General features: G+C 62.1%; 15 protein-coding genes and 1 pseudogene. 7 read left to right on the top strand and 9 right to left on the bottom strand.

Annotated features, from left to right (window positions below):
* Nucleotides 1-31 precede the first annotated feature (31 nt).
* Together BUE21_RS03080 and cls are read left to right on the top strand one after the other, a co-directional pair.
* Complete coding sequence (locus BUE21_RS03080) at nt 32-1,015, top strand: NAD-dependent epimerase/dehydratase family protein (protein WP_084522756.1); 984 nt, start codon at nt 32-34, stop codon at nt 1,013-1,015.
* A gap of 47 nt (nt 1,016-1,062) precedes the next feature.
* Nucleotides 1,063-2,517, top strand: a complete 1,455-nt coding sequence (gene cls, locus BUE21_RS03075) for a cardiolipin synthase (protein ID WP_073354571.1) — start codon at nt 1,063-1,065, stop codon at nt 2,515-2,517.
* A gap of 89 nt (nt 2,518-2,606) precedes the next feature.
* Here cls and bktB read toward each other — a convergent pair whose 3' ends face one another.
* The gene (gene bktB, locus BUE21_RS03070; protein WP_073354569.1) at nt 2,607-3,791 is read right to left on the bottom strand and encodes a beta-ketothiolase BktB; all 1,185 of its coding nucleotides are present in this window, start codon (nt 3,789-3,791) and stop codon (nt 2,607-2,609) included.
* A 359-nt stretch (nt 3,792-4,150) separates the two neighbouring features.
* Between bktB and greA the strand changes: the two genes are divergently transcribed.
* Nucleotides 4,151-4,627, top strand: a complete 477-nt coding sequence (greA, locus tag BUE21_RS03065; RefSeq protein WP_073354567.1) for a transcription elongation factor GreA — start codon at nt 4,151-4,153, stop codon at nt 4,625-4,627.
* 56 nt (nt 4,628-4,683) lie between these two features.
* On the opposite strand, the gene ilvA is transcribed toward greA, so the two are convergent.
* Nucleotides 4,684-6,279, bottom strand: a complete 1,596-nt coding sequence (gene ilvA, locus BUE21_RS03060) for a threonine ammonia-lyase, biosynthetic (RefSeq protein ID WP_073354566.1) — start codon at nt 6,277-6,279, stop codon at nt 4,684-4,686.
* Nucleotides 6,280-6,618: 339 nt separating this feature from the next.
* On the opposite strand from ilvA, the gene BUE21_RS03055 reads away from it, so the two are divergent.
* On the top strand, nt 6,619-7,068 hold the full coding sequence (locus tag BUE21_RS03055; RefSeq protein WP_073354564.1) for an OsmC family protein: 450 nt from the start codon (nt 6,619-6,621) through the stop codon (nt 7,066-7,068).
* A 2-nt stretch (nt 7,069-7,070) separates the two neighbouring features.
* On the top strand, nt 7,071-8,372 hold the full coding sequence (locus BUE21_RS03050) for a replication-associated recombination protein A (RefSeq protein WP_073354562.1): 1,302 nt from the start codon (nt 7,071-7,073) through the stop codon (nt 8,370-8,372).
* Between the two features lie 44 nt (nt 8,373-8,416).
* Here BUE21_RS03050 and BUE21_RS03045 read toward each other — a convergent pair whose 3' ends face one another.
* The 5 genes from BUE21_RS03045 to trxB form a co-directional block, all read right to left on the bottom strand.
* Nucleotides 8,417-10,966: an ABC transporter permease gene (locus BUE21_RS03045; protein ID WP_073354560.1), complete on the bottom strand. Its 2,550-nt coding sequence runs from the start codon at nt 10,964-10,966 to the stop codon at nt 8,417-8,419.
* A 21-nt stretch (nt 10,967-10,987) separates the two neighbouring features.
* On the bottom strand, nt 10,988-11,338 hold the full coding sequence (locus BUE21_RS03040; RefSeq protein WP_073354558.1) for a rhodanese-like domain-containing protein: 351 nt from the start codon (nt 11,336-11,338) through the stop codon (nt 10,988-10,990).
* A gap of 97 nt (nt 11,339-11,435) precedes the next feature.
* Nucleotides 11,436-11,606, bottom strand: a complete 171-nt coding sequence (gene rpmG / locus BUE21_RS03035) for a 50S ribosomal protein L33 (protein WP_073354557.1) — start codon at nt 11,604-11,606, stop codon at nt 11,436-11,438.
* 12 nt (nt 11,607-11,618) lie between these two features.
* A complete protein-coding gene (rpmB, locus tag BUE21_RS03030) occupies nt 11,619-11,852 on the bottom strand; it encodes a 50S ribosomal protein L28 (RefSeq protein WP_073354555.1) in 234 nt (77 codons plus the stop codon).
* A gap of 180 nt (nt 11,853-12,032) precedes the next feature.
* On the bottom strand, nt 12,033-12,992 hold the full coding sequence (gene trxB / locus BUE21_RS03025) for a thioredoxin-disulfide reductase (protein WP_073354554.1): 960 nt from the start codon (nt 12,990-12,992) through the stop codon (nt 12,033-12,035).
* A 271-nt stretch (nt 12,993-13,263) separates the two neighbouring features.
* On the opposite strand from trxB, the gene BUE21_RS14105 reads away from it, so the two are divergent.
* On the top strand, nt 13,264-15,927 hold the full coding sequence (locus BUE21_RS14105) for a DNA translocase FtsK (RefSeq protein WP_084522753.1): 2,664 nt from the start codon (nt 13,264-13,266) through the stop codon (nt 15,925-15,927).
* An 8-nt stretch (nt 15,928-15,935) separates the two neighbouring features.
* On the opposite strand, the gene BUE21_RS03010 is transcribed toward BUE21_RS14105, so the two are convergent.
* Both BUE21_RS03010 and BUE21_RS03005 read right to left on the bottom strand, forming a co-directional pair.
* Nucleotides 15,936-16,409 carry a Crp/Fnr family transcriptional regulator gene (locus tag BUE21_RS03010; protein ID WP_073354553.1) on the bottom strand — a complete coding sequence of 158 codons (474 nt, stop codon included), beginning with the start codon at nt 16,407-16,409 and terminating at the stop codon, nt 15,936-15,938.
* Between the two features lie 546 nt (nt 16,410-16,955).
* The gene (locus tag BUE21_RS03005; RefSeq protein WP_073354551.1) at nt 16,956-17,465 is read right to left on the bottom strand and encodes a hypothetical protein; all 510 of its coding nucleotides are present in this window, start codon (nt 17,463-17,465) and stop codon (nt 16,956-16,958) included.
* 175 nt (nt 17,466-17,640) lie between these two features.
* Here BUE21_RS03005 and BUE21_RS14895 point away from each other — a divergent pair.
* Nucleotides 17,641-17,760: pseudogene (locus BUE21_RS14895) on the top strand (IS110 family transposase); the annotation flags it as partial.
* Nucleotides 17,761-17,771 lie beyond the last annotated feature (11 nt).

The following is a 17,771-nucleotide window of genomic DNA, read 5'->3' as shown; positions in this document are numbered from 1 at the left end:
GTATTCCAATCAAACGAACAAGGGTTTCATTGTGCCCCCTTTCACCGCCCGTTTTGTGGCATTACCCGCGCGTTTTCGTCGGCAACGGGTGCTGGTCATCGGCTGTGGGGATGTCGGCACGCGGCTGCTGCGCCAGCGCGTGGCCGCTGCGCCGGGCAAGGTGGGCGATACGGCACGGCGCACACGCCCTGCCGTGCAGTTCTATGCACTGATTCGCAACGAGGCCCAGGCCCAGTCCTTGCGCGAGGTTGGTGTCGTGCCCTTGCGGGGTGATCTGGATCGGCCCGCATCGCTGCGGCGGCTGGTTGGGCTGGCGACGCATTGTGTGCATCTGGCTCCTCCTCTGGCCACGGCCGCCGATGGGGGGGATGCGCGCACGCTGGCCTTGGTGCGTGCCTTGCGGCGAGGGCGTTTGCCGCGTGCGCTGGCCTATGTATCGACCAGTGGCGTGTATGGCGACTGCCAGGGGCAGTGGGTGGATGAGCGGCGCATGCCCCGGCCCCAGACCCTGCGTGCCCGGCGGCGCGTGGCGGCCGAGCGGGTGGTGCGGGGACTGCGCCATCAGGGGGTGCGTGTGTCGGTTCTGCGCGCGCCCGGCATTTATGCCGCCGACCGCCCACAGGGCACGCCCAAGGAACGCCTGCTGCGCGGCACACCGATTCTGTGCGAGGCAGACGATGTGTACACCAACCACATCCATGCCGATGATCTGGCGCGTGCCTGCTGGCTGGCCCTGTGGCGTGCCAGACCGGGACGGGTCTTCAATCTGAACGACGATACCCAGCTGAAAATGGGCGCGTACTTCACCTGGGCGGCCGCGCTGTACGGCCTGCCGCCACCGCCGAGCCTGAGCCTGGAGCAGGCCAAAAAGGTGCTGTCACCTGCCATGCTGGGTTTCTGGACGGAATCGCGCCGCTTGGTGAACCGGCGTGTGCAGCAGGAGCTGAAGTTGCGTTTTCGCTACCCGACGGTGGCAGATGGGCTGCTGTCTTGTGGCGGTGATGCTGTGGCCTGAGAATCGGCCTGGAAAAACTGCCGTTCACTCCTGACACAAAAATCCGCATGGAAATCTTCGCGAACCTGCAACCTTCGCCACTGCTGTGGGGCATTTTGCTGACGGCCTGGTTCATGTATGTGGTTGCCCTGATCGGCTGGGTGATTCTGCAAAAACGCGCACCGGTGGCGACCATCAGCTGGATTCTGGTGCTGGGGCTGCTGCCCTATGTGGGATTTCTGATCTTTTATTTCCTGGGGCCGCAGCGTCTGCGCAAGCAGGTGTTCCGGCGTTTGCGCAACGGCGTGATGCCCTATGTCAGCGACGAGCTTCAGACCCTGAAAAACCGTACCAGCCATGCCCCGGCCGACCTGTTGCAGATTGCCCGTCTCGGGCTGGGCACCACCGGCATTTTCCCCAGCACGGCGCACCATGTGGATCTGCTGGTAGGGGGTGCCGAAACCTTCGATGCCATCATGGCGGCGATTGCCGCTGCACAGCACCATGTCCATCTGGAGTATTACATCTACCATCCCGACCGCACCGGCACCCGCCTGCGCGATCTGTTGGTGCAGAAGGCCCGCGAAGGCGTACAGGTGCGCCTGCTGCTGGACGCGCTGGGGTCGAAGAAGGTTCGCCGCAAGTTCCTGCAACCGTTGCTGGATGCGGGGGGGGAGGTGGCCCTGTTCCACGACTCCCGGCTGGGCCGCCGCTGGCGGCCCGTCATCAACTACCGCACCCACCGCAAAATCGTGGTCTGTGACGGCACCACGGCCTTCACCGGTGGGGTGAATATTTCCGACAAGCAGGATCGGCGCGTGCGCTCCGATGCCTATCACGACCTGCATCTGCGCGTGCAGGGCAACCTGGTGTTCTGGTTGCAGTTCGTGTTTCTGGAAGACTGGTGCTATGCCCGCGACATGAAGATCGGCGACTGCCTGCCCGAGTGGCGGCAATACCTGAAGGTGGCGGATGTGGGTCGCTACGATGTGCAACTGTTCGCTTCCGGCCCCAACAACCCGGATGAGCCGATTCACCGCATTCTGGTCGAGGCCATTCACGCCGCCCGCAAGCGGGTGCTGCTCACCACGCCGTATTTCGTGCCCACCGAAGCTGCCATGATGGCTCTGACGAATGCCGCCCTGCGTGGCGTGGATGTGCAGATCATGGTGCCCCGGCAGTCCGACTCCCGGCTGGTCACGCTGGCGGCGCGCTCCTATTTCGATGAACTGCGCGGAGCCGGCGTGCAGATCTGGGAGTTCGAGGCGCGGATGCTGCATGCCAAAACGATGGTGGTGGATGAGCGTTTTGGCTACATCGGTACGGCCAATTTCGACATTCGCAGTTTCCGTCTGAATTATGAAGTGGCCGTGGGGGTGTATGACACCGGCTTTGCCGAGGTGCTGGCGCAGCAGTTTGAACGCGAGAAGCAATTGTGCCGCCCCGTGCCCCAGCAGCGTCTGCTCCCATTCGGGCAACGGTTGCTGGAAGCCGCTGCCCGACTGGCATCGCCCATGCTGTGAGTGGTGTGGAATTGAAAAGGGCTGCATTCCCTGTCGGGAATGCAGCCCTTGGCCTTTGCACCTTCTCAGGCGTTCAAGCCATTACAGGCTTACAGGCGTTCAAAGATGGCGGCAATGCCCTGGCCGCCGCCGATACACATGGTCACCAGTGCGTAACGACCCTGGATGCGGTGCAGCTCGTGAATGGCCTTGACGGTAATCAGTGCGCCGGTGGCACCAATGGGGTGGCCCAGCGAAATGCCGGAACCGTTCGGATTCAGCTTGGCCGGGTCGAGGCCCAGATCGCGGCTGACGGCGCAGGCCTGGGCGGCAAAGGCTTCGTTGGCTTCGATCACGTCGATGTCGTTGATGCTCAGACCGGCTTTTTGCAGGGCCAGCTTGGAAGCGGGCACAGGGCCGATGCCCATGTACTGTGGATCCACGCCGGCGTGGGCGTAGGCCACCAGGCGTGCCAGGGGCTTGAGGCCACGGGCCTCGGCGGCCTTGCGCTCGGCCAGCACCACGGCGGCGGCGGCATCGTTGATGCCCGATGCGTTGCCGGCTGTGACGGTGCCGTTTTCCTTCACGAAAACGGGCTTCAGTTTGCTGAAGTCCTCGATCTTGGCGGCCTTGCGGAAATGCTCATCGGTGTCGAAGGTGATGTCGCCCTTGCGCGACTTGATGACCACCGGCACGATCTGATCCTTGAAGTAGCCTTCCTGGGTGGCTTTTTCGGCACGGCGGTGGCTTTCTAGGGCCAGTGCGTCCTGGTCTTCGCGGCTGATGCCCCATTTGGCGGCAATGTTCTCGGCCGTTACGCCCATGTGCACGGTCTTGAAGGGATCGTGCAGGGCACCGACCACCATATCGACCATCTTGGTGTCGCCCATGCGTGCACCCCAGCGGGTGTTCAGGCTGGCATAGGGAGCGCGGCTCATGTTTTCTGCGCCACCGCCGATGGCGATGTCGGCATCACCCAGCAGCACGGCCTGGCTGGCCGACACAATGGCCTGCAAGCCAGAGCCGCACAGGCGGTTCACGTTGTAGGCAGGTGTTTCAATGGGAAGGCCGCCATCGATGGTGGCCACGCGCGAGAGGTACATGTCGCGCGGTTCGGTGTTCACCACATGGCCGAATACCACATGGCCGACATCCTTGCCTTCGACATTGGCACGCGCCAGCGACTCACGCACGACCAATGCGCCCAGTTCGGTGGGGGGCACGTCCTTCAGGCTGCCTCCGAAAGTGCCAATGGCGGTACGGACGGCACTGACGACAACGACTTCACGACTCATGGAATGACTCCTTGATGAAAAAATGACAAAAAACGCAGAATGCAGTGCCGATCACAGGCGGCGCACTAGGCCGCAGCCGCAATCCATGGCGTGCATGGGCGCATATGGGAATATACAACGCAGACTCTGGGCACAAAACCAAGATCGCCTGCGTTTTTCCACAATCGTGCCGGGGAAAACCCAGGTCTGTTTTCTGCAAAGGCGCAGCCACGCAGTGCGGCTCTTGCATCCATTCCCTCTGAAACTGGCTAGAATGGCAACCAGCAGCGCACCCCAACACGGGTGCGCAATCATTATCAGAAACACCCTGCCGCTGGATGGCAACATCCGGCGGTTCCGTTTTTTTGGAGACACGAAAAATGTCGGTACTTCCCATCACCAAACGCGGCGCAGAGAAACTCAAAGAAGAACTGCACCGCCTCAAAACCGTCGATCGTCCGGCCGTCATCAACGCCATTGCCGAAGCGCGCGCCCAGGGCGACCTGAGCGAAAACGCCGAATACGATGCCGCCAAGGATCGCCAGGGCTTCATCGAAGGGCGAATCAAGGACATCGAGGGCAAGCTCTCGGCAGCGCAGATCATCGACCCCAGCACCCTGCACCTTGACGGCAAGGTGGTGTTCGGCTCCACGGTCGTGCTGGAAGACGAAGACACCGGCAACCAGGTGACCTACCAGATCGTGGGCGAGGACGAGGCCGATATCAAGCAGGGGCTGCTGAACGTCTCCACCCCGATTGCCCGTGCCCTCATTGGCAAGACGGAAGGCGACGTGGTCAATGTGCAGACCCCCGGTGGCGTGAAGAGTTACGAGATCATCGAAGTTCGCTACGAATGAGCCGTCAGCGGATATTTCGGCAGGCGCAAGGTGCGCACTGCTGAAATATCTCGCCTTCAGGAGCCAGCGGTGGCCGACGCGCTGTGGTCTTTCAGGAACAACTGGTAGGCCGGATTATCGGTTTCGTCCACGAACGGGTAGCCCAGCGTTTGCAGGAATTCGCCAAACGCCGCACTGTCGCAATCGGGCACCTGAATGCCCACCAGAATGCGGCCATAGTCCGCGCCCTGGTTGCGGTAGTGGAACAGGCTGATGTTCCAGCTCGGCTGCATCAGGCTGAGGAACTTCAGCAAGGCACCGGGTTTTTCCGGGAAGACAAAGCGCAGCAGCCGTTCGTTGCCTGCCAGTGCCGATGCACCGCCGACCAGATGGCGCAGGTGTTCCTTGCCGAGTTCGTCGTGGGTCAGGTCCAGCGTGGTGAAGCCGTGGGCGTTGAAATGCGCCGCGATCTGCGCCGATTCCCCCGGCCCGTTGGTGGATAGCCCCACGAACACATGTGCCTGCGTGGTGCTGCTGATGCGGTAGTTGAACTCCGTGACACTGCGCACAGTGCCCGGCAATTGCTCGATCATCTCGCAGAACTGGCGGAAGCTGCCACGCTCCTCGCGCATGGTCACGGCAAACAGGGCTTCGCGCTGCTCGCCCACCAGCGCACGTTCGGCCACGAAGCGCAGGCGGTCGAAATTCATGTTCGCCCCGCACAGAATGGCCGCGTAGGTCTCGCCCTGCGTCTGGTGCTGGGCCACATACTGTTTGATGGCGGCCACCGCCAGCGCACCGGCCGGTTCCACCACGCTGCGGGTATCGACAAAAATATCCTTGATGGCGGCGCAGACCTCATCGGTCGATACCGTGACAAAGCCATCCACCAGCTCTTGGCTGATGCGGAAGGTTTCCTCGCCCACCAGCTTCACGGCTGTGCCATCCGAGAACAGCCCCACGTCGGCCAGTTCCACGCGGTGTCCGGCCTCTACCGATTGCAGCATGGCATCCGAGTCGTTCATCACCACGCCAATCACCTTGATCTCGGGGCGCACGGCCTTGATGTAGTTGGCCACGCCCGCAATCAGACCACCGCCGCCAATGGCCACGAACACCGCATCCAGCCGACTGCTGCCCAGCCGCTGCAACTGCCAGAGTATTTCCATCGCAATCGTGCCCTGACCTGCAATCACATCCGGATCATCGAACGGATGCACGAAGGTCAGCCCGCGTTCGCGTTGCAGTTGCAGTGCGTACTGATAAGAGTCGCTGAAGCTGTCGCCCGACAGCACCACCTCGCCGCCCAGGTTGCGCACGGCATCGACCTTGAGCTGGGGCGTGGACGTGGGCATGACAATCACGGCCCGCACGCCCAGCTTGCCTGCACTGAGGGCCACGCCCTGTGCGTGGTTGCCTGCCGAGGCACAGATCACGCCCCGGTGCAGTTCTGCCGGGCTGAGCTGTGCCATCTTGTTGTACGCGCCGCGCAGCTTGAAGCTGAACACCGGTTGCTGGTCTTCGCGCTTGAGCAGCACCGTGTTGTTCAGGCGTTTGCCCAGCAGCTTGGCAGGCTCCAGCGCGGATTCGATGGCCACGTCGTACACGCGCGCGGTCAGGATTTTCTTCAGATAATCGGAAGGGCTGAGGAAATGGGGCTTGGGGTCGTTCATGGTCTGTCGATGGCGCAAAGCAGCGCACCCTGGAAAACCCACCATGATATGCCTGCACACCCGCCACTGGCAGCAAATTCCGGGTTCTGGTCGCATAATGCGCAGACCCGCTATCGCGAGTGACCAGAAAAAAGCCCCGAAGCAGTGACTGCTTCGGGGCGAATCCACCAGTCAGAGAAGGTGGAGGAGACAAACGGGATCAATCCATTGCAAGATATTTTCAACTTTTCACAAACTGGTCACAGTTGCATTGAACTGGTGTGAGGTCATTGTACTGAATTTTTGGTTTTTTGTGTTGCATTGCAACAAAAAAAGTTTTTTGGGTATTCAGGAGGTTGTATGGAATGTACGGTCAGTTGGACGGGAGCCAGTGGCGGACGTTCTGCCATGGGGTTTGTGGCAGAAACTGGCAGCGGGCATGTGGTGGTGATGGATGGCGCACCCGATGCAGCCAAGCCAGAGAATGGGGGCCAGAACCTGGCCCCGCGCCCGATGGAGCTGCTGCTGGCAGGCACCGGCGGATGCACCGCCTATGACGTGGTGCTGATTCTCAAGCGTGGCCGCCACGATGTGCGCGGATGCAGTGTCAAGATCAGCTCCGAGCGCGCTGAACAGGACCCGAAGGTCTTCACCCGCATCCACATGCACTTCGTCGTGCAGGGCAAAGGCGTGCCCGCCAGTGCCGTGGAGCGTGCCGTGGCCTTGAGCCACAACAAATACTGCTCTGCCAGCATCATGCTGGGCAAAACTGCCGAAATCACCACCAGCTTTGAACTGAACGAGGTGTAAAGGTGGCCGCTGCCGCATCCCTGCACCAGCCGCTGGCCGAGCGTCTGCGCCCGCACAGCCTTGCCGATGTGGTGGGGCAGCAACACCTGCTGGGCGAGGGCATGCCTCTGCGGCTGGCCTTTGAATCGGGACGGCCCCACAGCTGCATCTTCTGGGGGCCGCCGGGTGTGGGCAAAACCACGATTGCGCGACTGATGGCCGGAGCCTTCGATGCGCAGTTTCTCAGCATCAGTGCCGTGCTGGGCGGCGTGAAGGAGATCCGCGAGGCGGTGGAGCGTGCCGAGCAGGCACGCAGTGGCTTGCTGCCGCGTGCGACCATCGTGTTTGTTGATGAAGTGCACCGCTTCAACAAAAGCCAGCAGGATGCGTTCCTGCCGCACGTTGAAAGTGGGCTGTTCACCTTCGTGGGCGCGACCACCGAGAACCCTTCCTTCGAGGTGAATGCGGCGTTGCTCTCGCGTGCCACCGTGTATGTGCTGCACCCGCTGGCCGATGCCGATCTGGCGCAGTTGCTGGCCCGGGCGCAGGCATTGGGGGCGGTGCCGGCACTGGCAGGCGATGCCGCGCAGCAATTGCTGGCCTATGCCGATGGCGATGCCCGCCGGTTGCTCAATACCCTCGAAACCCTGTCCATGGCTGCCACCCAGGAGCAGCGCACCGAGGTGGATGCCGCGTGGCTGTTGCGGGTGCTGGGCGAACAGTTGCGCCGTTACGACAAGGGCGGCGAACAGTTCTACGACACCATCAGTGCCCTGCACAAATCGGTGCGTGGCTCTGACCCCGATGCCGCGCTGTACTGGCTGGTGCGCATGCTCGATGGCGGGGCTGACCCGTTGTATCTGGGGCGCAGACTGGTGCGCATGGCCAACGAAGACATTGGCCTGGCCGACCCGCGCGCCCTGCGACTGGCCCTGGATGCCGTGGAGGTTTATGAGCGGCTGGGGTCGCCCGAAGGCGAACTGGCTCTGGCAGAGTGCGTGCTGTATCTGGCCGTCGCACCCAAATCGAATGCGGTGTATCAGGCCTACAAGGCGGCCCGTGCCTGGGTGAAGAAAGACCGCAGCCGTCCGGTGCCACTGCATCTGCGCAACGCCCCTACGGCTTTGATGAAATCGCTGGATTACGGGCGCGATTACCGCTATGCCCACGATGAGCCGGATGCCTTTGCGGCAGGCGAGAATTACCTGCCCGATGGCATGTCGCCCCCCGGCTTCTACCAGCCCGTGCCGCGCGGTCTGGAAATACGCATAGGTGAAAAACTCGCCCAGTTGCAGGTGCGCAATGCCGAGGCGCGGAAAAAATAGGTCGCAGGGCAAATCCAGGCGAAAAACCCAAGCGAGGACATGCTTTACGCCGCCGCGCGGCGCAGTGTTTCGTTCACCGGGCGGTGCAGCACTTCGCGCAGTCCCCACCAGCCTGCGGCCAGGGCCAGCAGCGCGCCTGCGCTGGCTCCGGCCATGGGTGTCCACCAGGCGGCAGTCCAGGGGAAGTCGAAGACATAGTGGGCCAGTGCCCAGCCGATCAGCATGGCCACGCTGCTGGCCAGCAGTCCGGCCAGTGCGCCGATGCCGGCCAGTTCGGTGCGTTGCACCCGTGCCAGCAGGCGACGGCTCGCGCCCAGTGCCCGCATGATGGCGTATTCCCGTGCCCGTTCTTCGCGTGTGGCGGTGACGGCGGCAAACAGCACCACCAGCCCGGCGGCCAGGGCGAAGGCGAACAGGAATTCGACGGCGCGAACCACCTGTGCCAGCACGCGCTGGATTTGCGCCAGTGTGGCGGTCATATCGACGTTGGTGATGTTGGGGAATTGGCGCACCAGTGCGTTGTCGAAACTGGCGTGGTCCGGGGCGCGGTAGGCGGCCAGATAGGTCACGGGCAGCTCGGGCATCTGGCCGACCGGGTAGATGACGAAGAAGTTGGCGTTCATGCTGCCCCAATCGACCTTGCGCAGCGAGGTGACGGTGGCGCGGTGTTCCAGTCCGCCGATCTGGAATGTCAGCTCGTCACCCAGGCCTACGCGCAGGCGTTCGGCAATTTCGGCTTCCATGCTCAGGCCCTGCGCTTCTTCGGCCGTCCAGCGTCCGGCGGTGATTTCGTTGTCGCGTGGCAATTGGGCTGCGTGGCTGAGGTTGAATTCGCGTTCCACCTGCCGACGCGCATCCGAGTCTTCGTAGTCGCTGCCGCTGACGGGCTTGCCGTTGATGTGGCTGAGGCGGCCCCGAATCATCGGATACCACTGGTAGTCATGCACCCCTGCCTGTTGCAGGGCGGTCTGAAAGTCTGTTGCCTGATCGGGCTGGATGTTGATGACAAAACGGTTGTTGGCATCGGCAGGGGTGGCCTGTTGCCAACTGGAAACCAGGTCGGTGCGCAGCAGAATCAGCAGCACCAGGGCCAGCAGTCCGACTGCCAGGCTGCTGACCTGCACGATGGCGAATACCGGGCGTGCGGCCATCTGCCGGGTGGCCAGCACCAGCGGGCGCGGCGCGGTGGCTTCATTCACCAGTGTGCGCAGCAGCCGGATGCCCAGCGCGGCCAGGGCAGCAAACACCAGCACGGCAACCGCGAAGCCACCGACGGCAATGCCGCCGAGCCGCCAGTCCGCGCTGATGACCAGCAGCAGCACGGCAAAGCCACCCACGCCGGCGGCAATCACGCCGCGCGAGGCGGGCTTGAGTTCGCCCAGGTCGCGGCGCAGTACGCGCAGTGGTGGCACCTGTGCCAGTTGCAGTACGGGGGCGAGACCGAATGCCAGCAGCAGTGTCAGCCCCATGCCCAGCCCAAGCAGCACGGGCCAGAAGCTGGCCGCTGGCAGGGCGACCTGCAACAGGTTGGCCAGCAGGGCGATGAAGACATGGTGCAGCGCGAAGCCGATGGCCACCCCCGCCAGACTGGCACCCAGTCCGGCCAGCGCGAATTCCAGCGCGTAGCTGCCGATGATGGCGCGCTGGCTCAGCCCCAGCACGCGCAGCAGGGCCGCGCCGTCGAGGTGGCGTTGTGCAAATGAACGCGCGGCCAGTGCCACGCCCACGGCGCAGAGCAGGGCGGTGAGCAGGGCCACCAGGCGCAGAAAGCCTTCGGCGCGGTCGATGGTGCGCTGCATTTGCGGGCTGCCGCTCTCCAGCGTCATCAGCCGCATGCCGCGTTCGGGCTGGCCATCCCATTGCCGCTGGAGCGCGTCGGTGAATTGCTGCACGCTGGCATCGTCTCCGGCCACCAGCAAACGCCAGTTCAGTCGGCTGGCCGGTTGCACCAGACCGGTGGCAGGCAGATCGTCCATGTGCAGCATGACGCGTGGCGAGAAGCTCATGAAGCCCGTGCCCCGGTCGGCTTCCAATGTGATGATGCGCGTCAGGCGCAGTGCGGCATCGCCCAGGTGCAGGGTATCGCCCAGTGCGATTTCCAGACCCGCCAGCAAGGCGGCATCGGCCCATACTTCACCCTGCGCCGGGCCACCGGGTGTGTCCCGTCCGCTGGCGGTGAGGGTGCTGGTGTCCATGTCTGGATTCCAGTGGTCGCTGGTACGCACGGCTCCGCGCAACGGGTAGGCCGGTTCGACGGCCTTGAGTGAGACGAGCCGACTGGCTCCCCCCTGTGCATCGTCGGCGCGCGCCATGGTGGGGAACACGACGGTGACGGCAGTTTGCAGCCCCAGACGGTCGGCCTGCTGGCGGTAGGCGGGCGGGATGCCGTGGTCGCTGGCCAGCACGGCATCCCCGGCCAGCAACTGGCGGGCATCGCGGCTGAGGCCGCCTTGCAGCCGGTCGGCAAAGAATCCGACGGCGGTGAGGGCGGCCACTGCCAGGGTCACGGCCAGCAGCAGCACGGTCAGTTCGCCTGCACGCAGATCGCGCCGCAGGTTGCGCCAGCCAAGGGAAAGAATGGGAGGAGATGCCATGCCGTGTCCGTTCAGAGGGGGTCAGTAGCCGGGAATGCCGGGCTGCACCTGTGCCCAGGCATCGATGCCGCCAGCGATGTTGGCCAGTTGCTCGAAGCCGTTTTCTTGCAGGTACAGTGCCACGCTGTGGCTGCGCACGCCGTGGTGGCAGAGGATGGCGGTGGGGCGGTCGGGGTCGAGCCGGTCGAGTTCGGAAGGAATCTGTCCCATGGACAGTTGCCGGAATTCGCACCCGTCCAGTACGTCGGCGGGCAGGCTGGAGACCTGCCATTCCCAGGGTTCGCGCACGTCGATCAGCAGCGGCTGCTCGGGGTGTTGTTGGTGCTGCTGAACCCATGCGGCAAACTGGGAGGGGTGAATGTGTTCGATCATGTGAGTGACTGACAGAGGGACGTGAGGGGCGTAAAAAAGGCCATCGGGTTATACCAGATGGCCTTTGGGATCAGAAAGTTCAGGACTTTCTTTCAGCTTATTTCAGCTTGACTTCCTTGTACTCGACGTGCTTGCGAGCCTTGGGGTCGAACTTGCTGAAGGACAGCTTTTCCGGGGTGGTTTTCTTGTTCTTGGTCGTGGTGTAGAAGTGACCGGTGCCGGCTGTGGATTCCAGCTTGATCTTTTCGCGTCCGCCTTTGCTTGCCATGGTGCTTACTCCTTATGCTTGGCCGCGTGCGCGCAGGTCGGCGAGCACGGCTTCGATGCCATTTTTGTCGATCAGACGCAGTGCTGCGCTGGAAACACGCAGGCGAACCCAGCGGTTTTCACTTTCTACCCAGAAACGCTTGTATTGCAGGTTGGGCAGGAAACGGCGTTTGGTTTTGTTGTTGGCGTGGGAAACGTTGTTCCCCACTTGCGGGCGTTTGCCCGTGACATCACATACTCGTGCCATGATAGCTTCCGGTTGTTTATAGGCAGCAGACGCGCTGTGAAGACCCGTCTGCCTCACCTCGCCAGATTCAGGGTGGCGGTGTCCCTTGCACAGAAAAACCCTGTGCGTTTTCGGAAAAACCGCTGATTATATTTTGATCTGGCTGCTCCGGCAAGCAATTTGGGCTGATTTTCAGGGCGATCAGTCCTGCTGTTCCAGAAAGCGTTGCGCATCCAGCGCGGCCATGCAGCCGGTTCCGGCACTGGTGATGGCCTGGCGGTAGATGTGGTCCTGCACGTCGCCCGCTGCGAACACGCCGGGCACGCTGGTCTGTGTGGCAAAGCCGTTGCTGCCGCCCTGTGTGACGATGTAGCCGTCCTTCAGTTCCAGTTGGCCCTGGAAGATGTCGGTGTTGGGGCTGTGGCCGATGGCGATGAACACGCCCTGCAAGGCGATGTCCTCGGTGGCATCGGTCTGTACATTGCGCACGCGCACGCCGGTCACGCCGCTGTCGTCGCCCAGCACTTCGTCGAGCACATGGAAGACCTGGAGCACGATCTTGCCTTCGGCGACCTTGGCGTGGAGCTTGTCGATGAGGATGGGTTCAGCGCGGAACCTGTCGCGGCGGTGGATCAGCGTGACCTTGCTGGCGATGTTGGAGAGGTACAGGGCTTCTTCCACGGCGGTGTTGCCGCCGCCGACCACGGCCACTTCCTGGCCCCGGTAGAAGAAGCCGTCGCAGGTGGCACAGGCCGATACGCCGCGCCCCATGAATTCGCTCTCCGAGGGCAGGCCGAGGTAGCGGGCCGACGCGCCGGTGGCAATGATGAGCGAATCGGTGGTGTAAGTGCCCGAGTCGCCGCTGAGCACGAAGGGACGCTGCTTCAGATCGACGCTGTGGATGTGATCGAAGATGATTTCGGTATTGAAACGCTGCGCGTGCTGGAGGAAGCGTTCCATCAGCTCGGGGCCTTGCACGCCTGCGGGATCGGCAGGCCAGTTGTCCACGTCGGTGGTGGTGGTGAGCTGGCCGCCCTGGGCCATGCCGGTAATCAGCACCGGGTTCAGGTTGGCGCGTGCGGCATAGACGGCAGCGGTGTAGCCGGCCGGGCCAGAACCTAAAATAAGCACTTTGCTGTGAACGGGGTTGGATTGGCTCATGGTCTCTTCTTTCTCTGTTCTACCTGGGTTGCAAACGAATGCAGACCTTCCTTCAGTAATAATGTGCACTGCAACAAAAGTCAGGAGCAGGCACAGGTCCATGCAGGGTACATGGCGGTCTGCCGGACGCAAGCATATACCGGTTCTGCCGCATGTGTCATTTTGTCAATCAAAGGTGCCATAGTTGTTGCCATGGTCATCATGTCATTTGTGAGGGGTGCAGTATCCGGTTGCGGATTTTGTCCGCGCAGCGAGAGATTCTCTATCCACTATGCGATTTTCCAATAACACCTTCAATTCAACCACGTACCTGCCGCAGCGCGGCATCTTCAGTCGCTTCGGGCAGGATGCCCTTCTGTTCGCTGCTCTGGTGGCCTGGGTGGGCTGGGTCTGCGCGCTGCTGAGCTACTCGCGCGCCGATCACGCCTGGTCGTCGTCGGGCACTGCGGCCACGGCGGCGCGGCCTGCCAACTGGCTGGGGCAGGCCGGGGCGTATCTGGCCGATGTCAGCTACTTCCTGCTGGGCTTTTCCGTCTGGGTGCTGGTGGCAGTGCTGGCGGTGTTCTGGTGGCGTTCCTTTCGCAACTGGATGCGTGGAGGCGGCCTGCCTGCGCCCGATGCCAGTTTGCTGATGCTGCGCCTGTGGACGCGCAGGCTGCTCTGGATGCTGGGGCTGGCTGGCCTGCTGGTGGCCAGCACGGTGCTGGAGTGGAGCCGCCTCTACAGCCTGGAGCATCTGCTGCCCAATCATTCCGGTGGGGCCGTGGGCTACTGGATGGGGCCGCTGATGATGCGCTGGCTGGGCGATACCGGCTCAACCGTCGCGGCCCTCGCGGTGGCCCTGGCACTGGTGTCGTGGATTCTGGGTTTTTCCTGGGGACGTGTGGCCGAGCGCATCGGCATCTGGGTGGCGCGCGTCGCCGACCCTTCGCAACCCTGGAGCCTGAATGCGCGGGCATGGTGGGCTGGCAAGGTGGCCAACGGGCCGTGGAATACCCCGGAAGCACCGGCCAGAACCCAGAAGAAAAGCGGTTTCTCCATTCCTTCAGAGCCTGAACTGATGGCAGAGACCGATGCGCCAGCATCGGAACCCAAACCTGTCAAGAAGAAGAGCAGCTTCACCATTCGCATCGAACGCCGTTTGCCGGAAGGGGAGGGCACACGAGCCGGGCGCACCGATACAGCCAGGCCCGAAACGCGGGATTCAGACAGTGCATCGGGCAAAGGGCGCACGGGTGCTGCCGTGCCCGCAGAGGCAGTGGCGGCCCCAGTGGCCAGAACCCATGCCAACGAGCCGGAACTGGGCGCGCCCTGGAAAGATACGAGCACAGGCACGGGCTTCAAACCTTCGCTGGTATCCCCACCTGCCAAGGCGGGAGCTTCCAAAAGCAAGCCTGCCGCTGCGGCACATGGGAGCGACTCCGTGGTGACGGCCGGTGGCAGGGGCCTGCTGCCTGCGACCGAGTTGCTGGACTCATTGGCCGTTCGGCAGGAGACGGTCACGCCCGAAACCCTGGAGATGACCAGCCGCCTGATCGAGAAAAAACTCATGGATTTCGGCGTGGAAGTGCATGTGGTCGAAGCCCTGCCCGGCCCCGTGGTCACGCGCTACGAGATCGAGCCTGCGGTGGGGGTGAAGGGTGCGCAGATCGTCAATCTCTCCAAGGACCTGGCGCGTTCGCTGTCGCTGATGTCCATTCGCGTGGTCGAGACCATTCCCGGCAAGAACTGCATGGCACTGGAGCTGCCCAATGCGCGGCGGCAGACCATCCAGCTCAAGGAAATCCTGTCTTCACCCGTGTACCTCAACTCCGGCTCCCTGCTCACCGTGGGACTGGGCAAGGACATTGTGGGCCAGCCGGTGGTGGCCGATCTGGCCAAGATGCCGCACTGTCTGGTGGCGGGCACGACCGGCTCGGGCAAATCGGTGGGCATCAATGCCATGATCCTGTCCATCCTCTACAAGGCCGAGCCAAAGGATGTGCGCCTGCTGATGATCGACCCCAAGATGCTGGAAATGGCCATCTACGAAGGCATTCCGCACCTGTTGTGCCCGGTCGTCACCGACATGAAGCAGGCCGCACAGGGGCTGAACTGGTGCGTGGCCGAAATGGAACGCCGCTACAAGCTCATGAGCAAGCTGGGCGTGCGCAATCTGGCAGGCTACAACGCCAAGATCAAGGCCGCCCAGAATGCCGGGAAAACCGTCGGCAACCCCTTCAGCCTCACGCCGGAAGACCCCGAACCGCTGGGCGAACTGCCGCATATCGTCATCGTCATCGACGAACTGGCCGACCTGATGATGGTGGTGGGCAAGAAAATCGAGGAACTGATTGCCCGGCTGGCCCAGAAAGCGCGTGCCGCAGGCATTCACCTCATTCTCGCCACGCAACGCCCCAGTGTGGATGTGATTACCGGCCTCATCAAGGCCAACGTGCCGACCCGGATTGCCTTCCAGGTTTCCAGCAAGATCGACAGCCGCACCATTCTCGACCAGATGGGTGCGGAAACCCTGCTGGGCATGGGCGATATGCTCTACATGAAGGGTGGCACCGGCCAGCCGGTGCGCGTACACGGCGCGTTTGTCAGCGACAACGAAGTCCACCGTGTGGTCGAGTACCTCAAGTCCCAGGGCGAACCCGATTATGTCGATGGTGTGCTCGAAGGTGTCAGTGCCGAATCCGAAAGCGACTGGGCCGTGGACTTCGATGGAGCCGCCGGTGGCGAAGGGGGCGAGAAAGACCCGATGTACGACCAGGCCGTGGAAGTGGTGCTCAAAGATCGCAAGGCCAGCATTTCCTATGTGCAGCGCAAGCTGCGCATCGGCTACAACCGTGCGGCCCGCCTGCTGGAAGACATGGAAAAGGCCGGACTCGTCAGCCCCCTCACCAGCAGCGGCCAGCGCGACATTCTGGTGCCATCAAGGGGTGATTGAGTGCGGTGTCAGGAAATTGCCACGCGCCGTTTGCCGTTGAAAACCCGGTTGGCCAGCACTTCGGCGGCGGTTTGGGTGACGGCCACGGCCAGTTCCGGGTTGCGTTGCATCATTTCGCTGAATTTGATGCGGCCCAGCATCCAGGCCTTGCCCGCACTGGCAACCTGGGCACTGGACTTGCGTGGCAGACGTCCCAGAAAGCTGGCCTCGCCAAACAGGTTGCCGGGCGAGATCAGGCACAGGCGCACCTTGCCTTCGGAATTTTCGTAGTGGATGGTGACGCGGCCGCTCTCCAGCAGGAACAGGCTTTTGTCCTCGTTGCCACGCGAGTAGATGAGCTGGCTTTCACGCAAGGGGAAGGGGGTGAGGAAGCCCTCCAGCAGCCGCCATTGTTCCGGTGTGAAGGCGATTTTGGCGGCCTCCGGGTCGATGGGGTGTTGGAAAGCCTCGATCAATCCTGCCAAAAGACTGCTGGCATTCATGGCTTGTCTCCGTCAAGTTGCTAAAAACCGCATCAGTATACGTTGCTTACTTATAGAAACACAATAGTCCTGAATTCGATTCGTGTTTTTATCCTGATGCCGATGGAGTGCACACGGCTGGCGACTGGGGCGTGTCATCAATCAAAGTTGCCCAACGCTGGGCATGAGCACAACCGTGGCGGTCTTGGGTAGTAGCTCAATGGCTCGTGGCTGCGCGTCTTTCATCAGGGTTTGCAGCCAGGAAAAGAATGCTGTGTCCATGACCGTTTGTAGTCACGCCGTCCACAGCCCTTTACCGAGACATCATCGACCCAGGCCCCAAACAGCGTATGGGTGGAAGTGAAAAACAGGCAAGTAAACGGGCCTGAGCCATTGCATGGCAATCATTCAGGGGGGAGTTATTGCTTGCTACGGTGGGGAAGTCCTTGTAGTTCGAGTTGAGACGTCTGCGGAGGCAGGTGCCGGCTGGCTGCGGAGGGATGATGACCACTGCACCCCGGAGCGGCCAGACGGTGGCTGCCGTAGCGGGTCGGCTCGAACGAGTGGTTAGGTGTCATGTTCGGCACTGATGCGGCGAAAGTCTGTGTGCAGTGTTGCCAGTGACCTTGAAAAGCTACTGGCCTCGAACCCAAGAGCGGCTTGCCATGGGTCTCCGGCCTTGTTCATGGCGTAGCGATAGAGTTCGCTCGGATCTGGCTGTTCACGTTTCACCTCGGCAATTTCTTTCTTGGTCATACCCGGATACTCCGTAGTAAACGGCATGTCCGTGAATGCAAATCGCTTGGCAGGGAAGAGGGTCTTATAGCGGCTATAAATGTGTTGAATGTCATGGGTGAAGGACTCGTTCGGTGCCTTACGGAGAATTCTGCCTTTGAGAAAAAGTTCAACTGCGTGCGCTGATAGATATAGAACTACAGCACCCTTCTCGAACGTGGCACCGTAAGGGTCTTCAGCCAGATCATCGCACAGGCTCTGCGCCGATTCCAAGTAGGCGAGGGCAAGGGCCTCAAATTGTTTCGAAGGCGAAAGACTGAGCAGGTGGCTATTGGTGAGCATGTGCTAAGAGCGGGTGGAGTTCATGACGCCTAACGTTCATGACGTCTAACGAATAAAAGGGCCCTCCCCATCCCAAGCGATACAAGCAACAGAATCGCAAAACCGCCATCATGGTGTCCAGCCGGGGAGCACACGCACTCACCCGATTCACTTTGCAGCAGGAAGGGGAAAGAAAATGGCAATTATCACTGTAAGAATCGACCTGGCCAAAAACATCTTTGCCGTGCATGGCATCCATGCCGCAGGCAAACCCGAACTGATACGCCTCAGCGTCGGTCGCGCCAAACTGCTTGATTGATGACTCGG

The sequence above is a fragment of the Lampropedia hyalina DSM 16112 genome, assembly GCF_900129055.1.
Taxonomy (GTDB): domain Bacteria; phylum Pseudomonadota; class Gammaproteobacteria; order Burkholderiales; family Burkholderiaceae_C; genus Lampropedia; species Lampropedia hyalina.
Note: the sequence above shows the minus strand (reverse complement) of the source record. Positions and strands in the feature narration are given on the sequence as shown.

What these genes read in the sequence shown, in the direction of transcription:
- ilvA (WP_073354566.1), bottom strand. Translation starts at nt 6,279, where the DNA reads ATGAACGACCCCAAGCCCCATTTCCTCAGCCCTTCCGATTATCTGAAG.
- BUE21_RS03040 (WP_073354558.1), bottom strand. Translation starts at nt 11,338, where the DNA reads ATGATCGAACACATTCACCCCTCCCAGTTTGCCGCATGGGTTCAGCAG.
- trxB (WP_073354554.1), bottom strand. Translation starts at nt 12,992, where the DNA reads ATGAGCCAATCCAACCCCGTTCACAGCAAAGTGCTTATTTTAGGTTCT.
- greA (WP_073354567.1), top strand. Translation starts at nt 4,151, where the DNA reads ATGTCGGTACTTCCCATCACCAAACGCGGCGCAGAGAAACTCAAAGAA.
- BUE21_RS03005 (WP_073354551.1), bottom strand. Translation starts at nt 17,465, where the DNA reads ATGCTCACCAATAGCCACCTGCTCAGTCTTTCGCCTTCGAAACAATTT.
- rpmB (WP_073354555.1), bottom strand. Translation starts at nt 11,852, where the DNA reads ATGGCACGAGTATGTGATGTCACGGGCAAACGCCCGCAAGTGGGGAAC.
- rpmG (WP_073354557.1), bottom strand. Translation starts at nt 11,606, where the DNA reads ATGGCAAGCAAAGGCGGACGCGAAAAGATCAAGCTGGAATCCACAGCC.
- BUE21_RS03010 (WP_073354553.1), bottom strand. Translation starts at nt 16,409, where the DNA reads ATGAATGCCAGCAGTCTTTTGGCAGGATTGATCGAGGCTTTCCAACAC.
- bktB (WP_073354569.1), bottom strand. Translation starts at nt 3,791, where the DNA reads ATGAGTCGTGAAGTCGTTGTCGTCAGTGCCGTCCGTACCGCCATTGGC.
- cls (WP_073354571.1), top strand. Translation starts at nt 1,063, where the DNA reads ATGGAAATCTTCGCGAACCTGCAACCTTCGCCACTGCTGTGGGGCATT.
- BUE21_RS14105 (WP_084522753.1), top strand. Translation starts at nt 13,264, where the DNA reads ATGCGATTTTCCAATAACACCTTCAATTCAACCACGTACCTGCCGCAG.
- BUE21_RS03055 (WP_073354564.1), top strand. Translation starts at nt 6,619, where the DNA reads ATGGAATGTACGGTCAGTTGGACGGGAGCCAGTGGCGGACGTTCTGCC.
- BUE21_RS03045 (WP_073354560.1), bottom strand. Translation starts at nt 10,966, where the DNA reads ATGGCATCTCCTCCCATTCTTTCCCTTGGCTGGCGCAACCTGCGGCGC.